At 48.9% G+C, this 14177-nt stretch carries 10 protein-coding genes and 2 tRNA genes; 4 read left to right on the top strand and 8 right to left on the bottom strand.

Going from position 1 to position 14177, the window contains the following annotated elements:
* Nucleotides 1-207: 207 nt before the first annotated feature.
* A tRNA-Arg gene (locus tag KPC83_RS02825) sits at nt 208-284 on the bottom strand.
* 161 nt (nt 285-445) lie between these two features.
* Between KPC83_RS02825 and KPC83_RS02820 the strand changes: the two genes are divergently transcribed.
* From KPC83_RS02820 to KPC83_RS07240, 3 genes are all read left to right on the top strand, one after another.
* Nucleotides 446-2887, top strand: a complete 2442-nt coding sequence (locus tag KPC83_RS02820; protein WP_216279048.1) for a tetratricopeptide repeat protein — start codon at nt 446-448, stop codon at nt 2885-2887.
* Between the two features lie 167 nt (nt 2888-3054).
* Nucleotides 3055-3145, top strand: a tRNA-Ser gene (locus KPC83_RS02815).
* Between the two features lie 147 nt (nt 3146-3292).
* Nucleotides 3293-3418: a hypothetical protein gene (locus KPC83_RS07240; protein WP_256441474.1), complete on the top strand. Its 126-nt coding sequence runs from the start codon at nt 3293-3295 to the stop codon at nt 3416-3418.
* A 294-nt stretch (nt 3419-3712) separates the two neighbouring features.
* Here KPC83_RS07240 and KPC83_RS02810 read toward each other — a convergent pair whose 3' ends face one another.
* From KPC83_RS02810 to KPC83_RS02780, 7 genes are all read right to left on the bottom strand, one after another.
* Complete coding sequence (locus KPC83_RS02810; protein ID WP_216279047.1) at nt 3713-5551, bottom strand: ABC transporter ATP-binding protein; 1839 nt, start codon at nt 5549-5551, stop codon at nt 3713-3715.
* Nucleotides 5551-7347: an ABC transporter ATP-binding protein gene (locus KPC83_RS02805; protein ID WP_216279046.1), complete on the bottom strand. Its 1797-nt coding sequence runs from the start codon at nt 7345-7347 to the stop codon at nt 5551-5553. The genes KPC83_RS02810 and KPC83_RS02805 overlap by 1 nt, the downstream gene beginning before the upstream one ends.
* Nucleotides 7348-7660: 313 nt before the next feature.
* Nucleotides 7661-8362 (bottom strand): ABC transporter ATP-binding protein, encoded by a 702-nt coding sequence (locus KPC83_RS02800; protein WP_216279240.1) that lies wholly within the window; start codon nt 8360-8362, stop codon nt 7661-7663.
* 21 nt (nt 8363-8383) lie between these two features.
* A complete protein-coding gene (locus KPC83_RS02795) occupies nt 8384-9238 on the bottom strand; it encodes an ABC transporter ATP-binding protein (RefSeq protein WP_216279045.1) in 855 nt (284 codons plus the stop codon).
* Nucleotides 9228-10298, bottom strand: coding sequence for a branched-chain amino acid ABC transporter permease (locus KPC83_RS02790; RefSeq protein WP_216279044.1), 1071 nt, complete (start codon nt 10296-10298; stop codon nt 9228-9230). The genes KPC83_RS02795 and KPC83_RS02790 overlap by 11 nt, the downstream gene beginning before the upstream one ends.
* A 9-nt stretch (nt 10299-10307) precedes the next feature.
* Entirely contained in the window at nt 10308-11189 is an 882-nt protein-coding gene (locus KPC83_RS02785) for a branched-chain amino acid ABC transporter permease (protein ID WP_216279043.1), read from the bottom strand.
* A gap of 97 nt (nt 11190-11286) precedes the next feature.
* Complete coding sequence (locus tag KPC83_RS02780; RefSeq protein ID WP_216279042.1) at nt 11287-12483, bottom strand: ABC transporter substrate-binding protein; 1197 nt, start codon at nt 12481-12483, stop codon at nt 11287-11289.
* A gap of 332 nt (nt 12484-12815) precedes the next feature.
* Between KPC83_RS02780 and KPC83_RS02775 the strand changes: the two genes are divergently transcribed.
* Nucleotides 12816-14102, top strand: a complete 1287-nt coding sequence (locus KPC83_RS02775) for a homoserine dehydrogenase (protein WP_216279041.1) — start codon at nt 12816-12818, stop codon at nt 14100-14102.
* Nucleotides 14103-14177: the final 75 nt, after the last annotated feature.

The following is a 14177-nucleotide window of genomic DNA, read 5'->3' as shown; positions in this document are numbered from 1 at the left end:
CAGGCATAGCGTGTGAAACCTCACGCTTGATGGATACCCTTTGTGCTTTAGCGGCAATATGAGCGCGGAAGAAGCTTCGTGCGTGTGCGAGACAGAACCCCATACCCAGAGAAGCTGAACGGCGAAAGACCAAATCTCTCAAACACCACCATGCAAATTCGGATACGTAAAAGAAAACCGGGCACAAGACCCGGTTCAAAGTTCAACTGGTGCGGCGTAGAGGATTCGAACCTCTGACGTTCTGATTCGTAGTCAGACCCTCTATCCAGCTGAGGTAACGCCGCAACGCACGAACTATAATGTCACTCAACCCCGCACTCGTCAAGTAGAAATTTGAAATTTGTTAAAAAAGTTTGTGACGCGCGAATAAGCAGCGTTTTTAGACTCCGTTCTTGTGTAAATACGAGACAATAGAACCACTCATTTCGTTTTGATTGGAGCTTGTATGTCTAACTCGCGCATTGTCGCCATCACCAAGCGCATGAAGTATAAGAAACTCCCCCGATATACAGGACAGATGCATGGAAAAGTGTATGTTTTAGTTGAGCGTGGTGTGACAAAGCCGCGCGGAAGTTGGGGTTACCTTGCCGAACTGGTTGACGAAGAACATATCCGCTATCTCGCGCTCATAGCCAAAGGCGGAAAAGCCTATACCGTTTTTGAACCGATAAAGACAATTCCTGATGAAGAGCCAGCTCTTGGCGTATATCTTGATGAGCACAACGAATGGAATGAAGAAGGCATCGACGGTATGGTTGTCCTGCATGGCGCAGGAGAAGATGGCAAAAACTTGCGTGTATCGCGCTTCATAGGCCCCGATCAAAACAATATGGTCACTGAGATTCCCCTTGAACCCGAATATGCCATCGCTAAATATGAAATTGAAGAATTTGTTTATGTTATGTATCTACGCTATTTCGTATTTAGAGGCATCGGGGGCGATATTGAGGCAGAACCTAATGAATATGCATTTATTCCCCTTGAAGAACCCGTTGAAATTTTTGAGAACTTTCATTCTCTACCCTTGCCTGATGCCATAGATGGCGCGCTCTATCGTATTCGCGATAAAGACGTTGTATCAGGGCTTGAAGAGTTTGCCGAGCATCTACTCTCGCATATCGACCTTGAGAGACTGCGTAACATCAACGAACGTGCCGAGATTCATGTAGCGCGCATTGAGCATGTGCACATGTTCTATCTCAACTACAACCACAGCGAGCTCGATGAGGCTGAGATTTATTTCTTACACGGAGTTGAAACGGTCTTAAATCGTATCTCACGCATTCTGACGCATATCGGTTGCGGACTATCACCCGCACGTGAATCTCCCTCAGCATATTATTGCGCCCTACACGACCTCACTGACCTAAGAAGTATCGTCGGCACAGCTCGTGAAATTATTAATCAAACTGAAGCACCAAATCCCTGGATGGTACCTGGTAGCGTGCGCTGTCAAACAGGTGGCGCTTGGGACATTATGACGCGTATCGCCGATTTGTGTGAACGTCTCAATATCATCTATCGCCTGAGCTATGTATACCGCTATGACGCCGACGCTCAACGAATTGTTCTTGAGTTTATTCCCGCCAGCTCTGATGCCATGCCGTATGAATACATGTCAAAAACAGATAAACGCTGGACTGCATACTCTGACGACGAGCGCGTAATTATGGCAAAAGAGTTTACCGCTCGTATGGCGCTTATCTATGCTGCTGCATGCTTTTCCGCCGGTCAACGCGTCAAGACTGTTGTGGTGAGTACGCATCCCATGGCTCCTGAAAATGCTAGCTTGCACTTCAAATTTGAGCGGACGGAATTTTTAGCAAAGACAGTTCAGCTTACTCAAGTCATGGCTGGCAGCAAATTACTTGACCAGCAAACCAATAAACTCTTAGATAACCATGCCCTACAGCACGATGACCCCCTTATGAGTGAGCTTTTAGAGTTACGCCCTGAGGGCTATATGCCGCGCGACGATGCGCGCGCGCTGCCTCAAGGCTTACGAGATATGTTGCTCGCTGATACAGCTGCTGAACTTGAAGTGATGGAAGACCCTGACGACCCATATGAAAAGCGCGTCCAAGAGCTTAAAGATGACGAAACGCGAGAGCCACATGAAACTGCGCGTGAGCTTGCAAATATTATTGAAGAGTTGCAATCGCGGGTTGCCGCCGAGGAGCTACTAGCAGAAACACCTGTTGTTGTGCGCTATTGTCAAAACTATGTTGCACGTTTACTGCTTGGTCTGCATGAAGAAAACAAACAGCGGCGGGTTCTGAGATTGCCCGATGCGCTCTTTGATGCTCAGTTAGGACTTGCACAAATGTATATGGGAGCTGGACAGTTTGAAGAAGCAATTGTTGAGGCGCGCAAATGCCTTGACATGGCACCCACCTCGCCATCTGCGCACTTTGGCATGATTTTGGCGCTTTCACAGCTTGATCGCTATGAAGAGATTATCGAAGTTGCACGTCATGGTCTCAGCATTTGCAGCGAACGCGACGATGCCAGCTACCTGTACTATCGTCTTGCCTTTGCATATTGGAATACCGGCGAACATGATTTGGCGCTCGCCTGTTATCGAGAGGTAATAGGGCTAGATCCCAGTTTAACGCAACGTGCACGCGAAGAAATGGAAGACCTTATGCGAGAAATGGGCATCCATGAGCTTCCAAACAATCAGGAGATGCGAAAGACTTTGGAGCGGGCTCAGGTTCCTGATGGGCCAACCGATGAGGTATGCGACTTCTTAGCCGATGCGGCAGTACAACTTGTTGATGCAGGTTTCTATTTCTTGGGTGCACGCTGTATCTATGACCTTTGGCGCGTTAATGGACATGATGTTGCAGGCGTGATGAGCCGGTCACTAAACTGGGCATCGGCATAGAAACAGGTGCGGGCGTGATGATATACGCTGCTCAACGTGCCCGAATTTTATCCATCAAAAGCGTCACACGCTGAAGCCTAGTGTGTTGAAAGCCCCGATGATTTCGTGAGTTCAAATATGGACTTGTGTAAGTGGGGCTTTCTGCGTTAGAATGCATGAGCTGTTACGGAGAGCTGACCGAGAGGCCGAAGGTGCTCGCCTGCTAAGCGAGTATTCCCCAAAAGGGAATCTGGGGTTCGAATCCCCAGCTCTCCGCCAGTGTCTTCCTCTAAAATAAGCCAATTATGTATGAGAAAATAATATCCCAGTTCTTTGCTACAATAATTACCGGCAAAGACGCAGCAACCTTTAAGTAGGTAACCACGTGCTGGGCAGCGCCTGCTCTTTTGAGAGGGGGTGATGCTCATGGAGTTATTGATTGAATTGCTCAAGCTAGCTACAGCGTTAGTTGGACTAGCAGCAGCTTTGATGAAACTTCATACCAAAGCGCGGGGTCAGTCCCGTTGTAAGGTAAAGAAAAACCGCCGTTAGCGCGGCGGTTAACCAACATAACGGCGCTGCCCAGCTACTCACAACGTGGGCTGCCGTCGATGCCATTGTACCCTATATTCACTGAAAATAAAACAATTCTTAGGGCGACGCCATTCTTCTCCTAAATACCTACAGCTGTCTGGACGTATATAGAACATGTACCCCCCCCTATTGCAAGATAGTATTCCCACAGTTCAACCTCACTCCATCTGGTCGAAGAACGACAAACGATGCAGATGCGTTGCTTCTTTCCAAAACCAATATTGCGCTCATAAACACAAACAACAGAGCAAATTATTCAACAGCGTCGTGATGTGCCCGCACCAACTCGGCATAAAAACCATCTGCCACAAGCAACTCTTCATGTGTGCCCTGCTCGATTATCCGTCCCTCTTTCATCACCAAAATTAAGTCTGCTGAGCGAATCGTTGACAGCCGATGAGCCACCACAAAACTAGTGCGTCCTTGCATCAAAGTATCAAATGCAGCTTGTACCTGCAGCTCTGTTCGTGTATCAATAGAGCTTGTCGCCTCATCCAACAACAGAACCGCTGGATTGGTAAGCATGACACGCGCAATACACAACAGTTGTCGCTCGCCCTGCGAGAGGCTACCACCGCCCTCAGGCAACAGTGTATCGTAGCCTTGCGGCAGCGCCTCGATAAAGCCGTCAGCATGAACTGCGCGCGCAGCAGCAATAACATCATCACGCGTAGCACCTGGCTTGCCATATGCAATATTGTCATAAACACTACCTGCAAAAAGCCAGCTTTCTTGTAACACCATACCAAAGTGACGGCGCAGGCTTGTCCGTGTTAGCACGCGAATATCATGCCCATCGAGCTGAATACTCCCGCTATCAAGCTCGTAAAACCGTAAAAGCAGATTGATAAGCGTGGTTTTACCGCAGCCTGTAGGTCCCACCAAGGCGACACGCAAGCCTGGGGTCGCATGAATCGAAAGGTCATAAATCACCTGATGCTGAGGACTATATGAAAAGTTAACCTGCTCAAAATCAACTGCCCCAGAGACTTCTTCAAGGTGTTGCGCCCACGGGGCATCGGGCGTAAGCTCTGGCTCATCAAACAGCTCAAGCAGGCGACGAGCACTTGCAAACGCAGTCTGTACCTGTGTAATTACACTGCTCACCTCGTTAAAAGGCTTTGTATACTGATTGGCATATGCCAAAAATATTTGCACACCACCTACCGTTAGTGAAGCCGGCATACCCGTTATAACGCACATACAGCCCACCACAGCGACAACCATATAGATAATGTTGTTGACAAAACGCGTGCCTGGATTAGAAAGAGAGCTAATAAATTGAGCACGCTCTCCAACCGTTTTGAGTTCTTGGTTAAGACGGTCAAAGGTCTGCTCTGCCTGGTTGGTATATGCCAAAGCATTTACGAGTACCTGTTCGCCCACATACTCCTCGATATGCGCGCTGATTCGACCAAGTTGTGCCTGCTGCTCGCTAAAACTACGCTCAGACAAGCGCGCAATCAAACTTGCTGCCAGCATAGAAAGCGGTGTAAGAACAACTACAACAAGTGCCATTGGAGGCGATACTGTCAGCATCCAGACAAGCGTGCCAACAATGGTAGCTACACCTACCAGCAACTGCGTACTCCCCTGCAGCATTCCGTCAGTTACCAAATCAACATCATTGATGACGTGCGAAATAAGGTCTCCATGGGAGTGGCTATCAAGATACGATAAAGGAAAACTACTCAGCTTGTTCGATGTTGCAACCCGAAGACTGGCGCTTGTTTTATACGTGAGCTTGGTGGTGCAAACACCCTGAATCCACTGGGTTAATGCCGCGCATACAACACAGAGGGCAAGCTCGAGTAACAGCGTTATGAGACGTGAGCTATTGACCTGATTTTGACCCAGCATACAGTCAATTGCACGGCCTACTAAAATGGGAACCAAAAGCTGCAGAAAAACTGAGGCCATAGCTGATATAAGTGCTGCAACACCCCAGCTGGCATGCGGTGCAATCCAGGGTAGTAAATCGCACAAAACCTGAAATGCACTGCGATGATGGCTTGTCGCACTTGATGGGGGCACGTGCTGCACCTGTGTCTTGTGTGTAAGAATTGGTGTAGCTGCTTGAGAAGATTTCATTACATATCCCCCTCAAGTGCCGCGTCGCACAAAGAGACATTGGGAACTTGAATACCTTGCGACGTACAAATCTCTTGGTAAACCGCACAACTTGTAACAAGCTGCTCGTGGGTACCAATGCCCACAGCACGCCCGCGACGCATGACGCAGATAGTATTTGCATGTCGCACGGCGGACACCCGCTGCGATACCCATATGGTTGTAATGCCAAGCTCTCGAATAGCTTCCCGAAGCGCAGCATCAGTCTTTGCGTCTAAGGCAGAAGACGCGTCGTCAAGTATTAGTATCTGCGGAGCATCTACCAAGGCGCGGGCAATGGTGAGACGCTGACGCTGACCGCCGGAGAAGTTATTGCCCCCTGCTTCAACCGGCGCATCAAGGCCCTCCGGAAGCTGATGTACAAAATCTGCTGCTTGCGCCCTATTAAGCGCCTGCCACAGCTCCTCATCACTTGCATCAGATTTGCGCCAACAGAGGTTAGTGCGAATACTGCCTGACATAAGCACTGCACGCTGCGGGACATAGCTAATATAGTGGCGCAAAGCAGCTACATCCCACGTCTTAACCCGATGACCGGCAACTAAGACCTCGCCCTTGTTTGCATCATATAAGCGCAACAAAAGCGAAACGAGGGTAGATTTTCCTGAGCCAGTGCCGCCAATAATGCCTAGGCTATAACCAGACTGCAAGCTAAAAGAAATATCTGACACAGCAGATTGGGCAGCGGAGCTAAAACTAAAACTCACTCGATTAAAGCTACAAGCAACCACTGGTACTGCTTGAACAGATTGAGCTGCATCGCTCTTAACAAGCGTCGCCTCTGTAATGCCATGTGCGGGACTCGTAATTGAAGGCGCGCAGTCAAGCACCTCGCGCACGCGCGTAGCGCTCGCATGAGCACGGGTAAAAACAATCACAAGGTTAGCCACATAGACAACCGAAATTAACGTCTGCATCATATAATTTACGAAGGCTATAACCTCGCCTTGCGTAAGCTCACCAAGATTAATTTTGATACTGCCTTGCCACAAGATAGCGCAAATCGCAAGATTCATAATCAAAAAGCTCGCGGGGTTAAGCACCGAGCTGAGTATGCCGGCAGTGGTCGCAAGTTTAGCTTGAGCTTTTGCTGCCACCTGAAAACGTGCGCGTTCATAATCTTCGCACACAAACGCACGGATAGCACGAACCCCTGCAAGTGATTCACGTGTCATAAGACCCATACAATCGAGCTGTTGCTGCATGCGCTGAAAAAGCGGGATGCTCGCTCTCATCACCAGCCAAAAAACAAGAACAATCAGCGGGGTTGCTATTAAAACAATCAGTCCAAGCGAACGATTGATGGAAAGCGCGGCGATAACCGAACCTACTGCTAGAAAAGGCCAGCGGATGAGTTGGCGAATACCCAGAGCAACAGCAAGCTGAATTTGGTTAATGTCGTTGGTGAGACGAGTAATAAGCGTCGGCGTGCCAAACTGGTTAAGCTCAAGGGCAGAAAGACGATTGATGTGCTGGTAGAGTGCACTGCGCAGGATAGTTCCCATGCCTTGTGAGGTAGCGGCTGCCATACGCTGGCAAACTGTCGTGGCAAGCATGCCTACGAGCGCCATAAAAGCAAGCAGCAAACCAAGCTGAAAGATAATCTCGATATTATTAAGACGAATACCCTGATCGATCATGCGAGCAATAATAAGAGGTGTGAACAGGTCAAAGATAACTTCAATAACCTTGAATACAGGGCCCAAAACGAGCTGCTTTATGTGATGGTGTCCAAAATGTTTAAGAATGTAGAGCATAAATCCTTCTGATGAGCTAGCAAACAATCGAGATAAAGCATAGCACGATTCATACCGCCGCTAGACTATGGAGGAAAGCATACGCTTCATGCGGCCTCTAGCAAAAAGAGCACGGCTTTTTAGCCGCGCTCCCATGCAACATAAAATCAAGCTGGAGTGCCTAGACGCAACGACACAGCCTCACGTGGCAACAATTTCAAACTCAACGCCAGCGCCATCACCGCCTACCATAAACCCTGCGCACATGCCGCCAGCCCCACAGCAGTACCCCACTCAGAGTATGTATCCGTGCACCTAATCCAGCTTATAATTCCTAGCCACCAAGATATGCTTTGCGCACATCATCATTTACTAGCAATTCTTGACCCGTGCCCGTCAATATTACATTGCCAGTTTCAAGAACATAGCCGCGCGATGCAATCGAGAGAGCCATCTGAGCATTTTGCTCAACAAGCAAAATAGTTACTCCTGCTCGGTTAAGCTCTTCGATAATTTCAAAAATCTGAGCAATCAAAATAGGGGCAAGACCCATCGAAGGCTCATCCAGCATAAGAAGCTTTGGGTTGCTCATTAGTGCACGCCCCATCGCTAACATCTGTTGCTCGCCGCCCGAGAGAGTTCCTGCAATCTGACGGCGACGTTCCTTGAGGCGTGGAAATGCATCATATACACGTGCAAGACCCGGTTCAACGCTTGTCTTGGGCTGTGTATACGCTCCCATTTCAAGGTTTTCCTCAACGGTCATCTCAAGAAAAATACGACGACCCTCCGGCACCTGTGCCAAACCACGGCTCACCAACTTTTCTGCTGGCGTATGCATGATGTTCTCGCCCAAAAAGTTGATGGACCCGCTTTGGCTGCGCAGCAGCCCTGAGACGGTCTTGAGCGTGGTAGATTTGCCCGCACCATTGGCACCAATTAAGGCAACAATCTCACCCTCTTGCACGTCAAATGACACATTTTTGATGGCGTGAATCGCGCCATACCACACATTAATGTTGTATACCGAAAGCATTGCTGATTGTGCTGCCATGGCCTACTCCCCCGTCTGCTTTCCCAGATATGCTTCGATAACAGCTTCGTTACGCTGAATTTCTGCAGCAGTACCCTTCGCAATAACCTTGCCAAAGTTCAACACACAAATACCCTCACAGATATTCATAACAAGGTTCATATCATGCTCGATAAGCATAATGGCGATATTGAAGGTATCGCGAATTTTGACGATGTTCTCCATGAGCTCTTGTGTCTCGGAAGGATTCATACCAGCAGCAGGCTCATCGAGCAGCAACAAACGTGGGTTAGTTGCCAGTGCACGAACAATCTCAAGACGGCGCTGAGCACCGTAGGGCAAAGACCCAGCCTTTTCCTGAGCCAACTTGCCCATGTCAAAAATATCGAGAAGCTCATGTGCACGATGTTCAAACTCACGCTCGCGCGACCAAAAACGAGGTGCGCGCACAATACCTTCTGCAGCCGAATAAGGAACCTGATTATGCAGGCCAACCTTAACGTTATCAAGTACGCTCATCGTATTAAACAAACGAATATTCTGAAAGGTACGCGCCACACCCAAACGATTAACCTGCGATACGCTTTTACCGCTTGTGTCTTGCCCACCAACCAGCACCGTACCCGAGCTTGGCTGATATACCTTAGTAAGCAGATTAAAAACCGTGGTTTTACCAGCACCATTTGGACCAATTAAGCCCGCAATCTCGGTACGACCAATCGTAAGGTTAAAGTCATCAACCGCTTTTAAGCCGCCAAATTCAATGCCTAAGTGAATACACTCAAGTGCAGGCGTATGCTCAATATCGCGCTCAGGCACAATGGCGCGGCTTGGCACCGGCACCATAATGGCCTTTTTGAAATCAAATTTATTGGGCATCAGACACCTCTTCCTTACGTTGAGGCAACAATCTTCGCATGAGCTGTTTAAGCTGCGGAGAGCTGGTAAAGAGCATGACAAGAATGAGCACGATCGCATAGACAAGCATGCGGTAGTCTGAAAAACCGCGCAGCGCCTCAGGCAAAATGGTTAGCAAGGCCGCCGCAATAATGGAACCACGCATATTGCCCAGACCGCCCAATACTACAAATACCAAGACTAAAATTGAGGTATTAAAGTCAAACTTTGCCGGAGACAGCTGTGAGAAGTTTGCTGCGTACAGAGCGCCTGCAGCTCCTGCTAGTGCTGCTGATACGGCAAAGGCAATGAGGCGATACTTTGCCGGTGACAAGCCCACACTCTCAGCGGCAATACGATTATCACGCACTGCCATAATTGCGCGACCCGCACGGCTTCGCACCAAGTTAAGACAAATGGCGAGCGTAATGAGCACAAGCGCTATACCTATCACAAAGCTTGCAATCTTTGTGGTGCCTGAAGCGCCCTGAGCTCCCTTAATGATGGCTATGCCGCCTTCCATAAGATGCAAGTCTTCAAGGGTTTTATCACCACGCAAATTAAAGAGAACATGCAAACCCTTGGCATCAACACCTACCAGCAAAGAGTTGACAATCTCTTTAATAATCTCACCAAAAGCCAAGGTGACAATTGCTAGATAATCGCCGCGCAGACGCAATACCGGAATACCTATAAGAATGCCTGAAATCGCTGCAAATAGCGCGCCAACAAGCATAGACAAAACCAAACGGATAATAGGGTCAGGTATAAGCTCGCTCAAACCCATAGCACATACCACACCCGTAAATGCGCCCACACTCATAAAACCTGCGTGCCCAAGCGACAAATCACCTGCCACACCAACCACTAAGTTAAGCGAGAGTGCCATAACAATATAGCAGGTCACCGGCACAAGCTGTCCTTGGAGCGAACGTGGAATGACACCTTGCATCTGTAAGCCAAGCACAACAATACTTGCCAAAACTACCATGCCATACGTAATCAGGTCTTGGCGAATATCTTTTTTCATAGCAAATTTCATGGTATTCACCTACACCTTCTCGGGCACATACTTGCCCAACAAACCCGCAGGCTTTACCAGCAAAATAACAATGAGCACGCCAAACACAATAGAGTTAGCTAGGCTTGAAGAAATATAGGCTTGTGCCATCGCCTCAATAATGCCCAGCAAAATACCACCAACAAACGCACCAGGAATTGAGCCAATGCCGCCAAATACTGCAGCGGTAAAAGCTTTGATGCCCGGCATAGCACCTGTTGTGGGCTGCAGAACCGGAGCATAGCTGCACATCAACACACCTGCAATTGCCGCAAGTGCCGAACCAATAGCAAAAGTCATAGAGATGGTGCGGTTAACATGTATGCCCATGAGCTGCGCCGCTTCTTTATCCTCAGAGCAAGCACGCATCGCCTTGCCAAGTTTGGTATAGCTGGTAAACCACATCAGTACCGCCATAATAACCAAGCAAGCCACAATAGTTGCAATGCTTACCGCCGATACATTAAGTGAGGCTAAGGGCTCAGGAACCGGAAAACTCAAAATGGCAGAAAAGTTTTTGGGCGTTGCTCCCCATACCAGCTGCGCCGCATTCTGAAGCAGATACGATACGCCAATTGCGGTAATCAACACTGCCAACGATCCAGCCTGGCGAAGTGGTTTATACGCAAGGCCTTCAATAACAATTCCAAGCGTGGTGCACACTAATACTGACAGCAATACTGCAACAGGTGCGGGCAAACCCAAATAACTCGTAGCGCTAAACGAAATATAGGCACCAACCATGATGACATCACCGTGCGCAAAATTAAGCATCTTAGCAATGCCATACACCATGGTGTAGCCGAGCGCAATGAGCGCATACACGCTTCCCATAGATAAACCATTTGCCAGATACTGCAAAAAGACTGTCATGTGTGCACCTCTCTTTCCTCAATACATGAACAAAAAGGCAGGAACGGTTACGCTACCGCCCCTGCCGTCAAGACAAACCTATGATTGTTGGTTTGGACTATGCTGAGACGTATTTTCCGTCCTTGATGACATAGACCAAAGGCTCTTTTTCTACCTCGCCCTTATCGTTCCAAGTAAGCGTGCCGGTAAGACCCTCAACCGTAATGCTGCGCATAGCATCTGCAAGCTTATCGCATACATCTGCAGGAGACTGATCAGCAGTTACGCCAGCCTTTTTAATGGCTTCTACAACAGCGTGAACACCATCATATGCGTCAGCAGCAAACTGATCGGGAACCTCACCATATGCTTCTTTGTATGCATCAACAAACTTGGCGTTCTTTGGCTCATCAGCAGAGAATGGAGTTACCAGATACAGACCCTCGGCAAAGCTGGTATCAAAGCCCTCAACGCCCAGAATACCGTCCATACCGTCGCAGCCCATAAACGTTGCCTTGTAGCCCATGTCGTGCGCATTGCTCAAAAGCACAGAAGCAGGTGTGTAATAGATAGGAGCAAAGATGAGAGTAGCGCCAGCAGCCTGAGCCTTAGTGAGCTGGTTGTTAAAGCTCGACTGGCTCTCCTCCTTAAACGCCTCTTCGCTCACGATGGTAAGCTTTGACTCCTCAGCCTGTGCCTTAAAGGCCTCGTAAACACCGGTAGAATATGCATCGCCGGAGTTATAGATTACAGCAATCTTCTCGTTAGGAAATTTTTCAGCAACATAGAGTGCGGCGTTTTTGCCCAAACGAGGGTCGGTAAAGCAAACTTGGAAAACGCAGTCTTTACCATTGGTTACATCCTTAGAAGAAGCGGATGGAGTAACCATAAGAGTGCGGTCATTATTGCAAGAATCGGCAACTGATACCGAGCAACCGGTAACCGTTGGACCAACGAGCGCATGCATACCCCAGTCGGCGAGGGTATTGTATGCATTAACTGCCGTCTCAGGATTGGCCTGGGTATCTTCCTTCTTAAAGACGAGCTGCACCTCTTTGTCGGCAAAGTGCTTGCAGCCCAGCTCAGCACCATTCGTAACCGAGATACCATACGATGCGGCAGGACCGGTCAGAGGACCTAAGCTACCAATCTTAAAACCGCTCTCATTTGATGTGGTACTTGCAGCAGCAGAGCCAGCAGCAGGCTTAGCTGCTTGATTGCCTGAACAACCAGCGAGAATGCCCGCTGCCCCCAGACCTGCAACACCGGTAATGAATGCCCTGCGGTTTACGGCAGGATTCATGTTGTTTGACATGCGGTTCTCCCTTCGGATGCTCACCAGGCGACGCTGGCGATGAATAAAACGTCGCTCTTTATGCATATTTCCGTCGAACGAAAAGCAATAAGAACGTGCGCAATAGGCTACTTGATTTGCGTGCAAGAAGCGAGTTATTTTCGGTCAACAAGCCTATTTTCTTCGATAAACGGCATTTTTCTCATGTTTCTGTTCAATTTCACCGCAGTTCATGGCTTAATTTTTCGGCACCACCATGGATACTTCTCAGTGTTAATACTCTGTTTCAAACTCTGAGCAGGCTTGGGTACAATGCCAGCAGGCTCTCTTAGGCTCTCTTGAAAGGAGCAGGTATGCAAGCAACACTTCGCTCTGTTGGCGTGGGCATTATTGGTCTTGGAACAGTGGGTGGTGGTGTTGTTCGCGTTATAGAAAGCCATCGCGACAACTACCGCGCTCAACACAATATTGACGTCTCAATTATAAAAGCTTGTGCACGTAGTATCGATGAAGCACGTGCATGTGGCCTTGATGATGCGCGTTTTTGCGCTGATTGGCATGAGCTCATTCATGACCCCGCCATCGATATCATTGTTGAGCTTATTGGCGGCGAGCATCCGGCACAAGACATTATAGAGGCAGCCCTTGCTGCCGGAAAACATGTGGTTACTGCTAACAAAGCTCTCCTTGGCAAGCGCCATGAACTCTTGAGCGAACAGGCGCACGAGAGCGGGGTTCGTCTTTGCTATGAGGCGGCAGTAGGCGGTGGAATCCCTATCATTTGCACCCTTGAACAGGCACTTATTGCCAATAATATCACGCGCATTGCCGGCATTTTGAATGGCACCACTAACTATATTTTGACCCGCATGGAGCGCGAAGGCGCCGATTTTGGAACTGTCTTGCGCGATGCACAGGCGCTTGGCTACGCCGAGGCCAACCCTTCTGCCGACGTAGATGGTTTTGATGCTGCAAGCAAAACAGCGCTACTTGCAAGCCTTGGATTTAGGAGCCGCGTAAACTCAGAACAAGTAATCACTGAAGGAATCCGCTCAGTTAGCTCCCTTGATTTTGAGTGTGCTGTCGCGTGGGGTTACACCATTAAGCTTCTAGGTATTGCTGAGCGCACACAATCAGGCATTACAGCGCGCGTGCAACCAACTCTTATCTCAAAGCAGCATCAGCTTGCGCAAGTCTCTGAAGCCATGAACGCCATCTATGTGGTAGGCGACGCTGTGGGCGAAACCATGTTCTATGGGGCTGGCGCTGGCTCCTTCCCCACTGCAAGTGCTGTTGTGGGAGATATTTTGAGCATTGCTGCCCCTTTGAGCCAGGGCGAGAATGTGCGCCCTGAGCCACCAGTAGTTCGAGCAGTTGTGCCTGTCTTATCAAGCAATGTTCATGAAGGTCCTGCATACCTGAGAGTGAGCTGTGGCGGACACGCATCTGAGGAGAAAGCTCGTGTATGCGAGGTGCTTACTGCATCAGGGCTTGTTATTGATGACGTGCACATCTGTAACGAGCACAACCTTGCACTCCGTATTGCTCAGACATGCGATAGTGCGCTTGAGGCGGCAGTAGCTGCGCTCAAGACCGAGCCAAGCCTTACTGGAGTTTTGCGTATGTGGATTGAGGATTAACGCGCTTTAATCCCTTAATGTTTGCAATACGCCGCGCATATTCACGCGCGATAGACGCCTTGGTATCAGAACCAG

The organism is Collinsella sp. zg1085 (assembly GCF_018889955.1).
Lineage (GTDB): Bacteria > Actinomycetota > Coriobacteriia > Coriobacteriales > Coriobacteriaceae > Collinsella.
The sequence above is the reverse complement of the archived record's forward strand: the minus strand, read 5'-3'. Positions and strand labels throughout refer to the sequence as shown.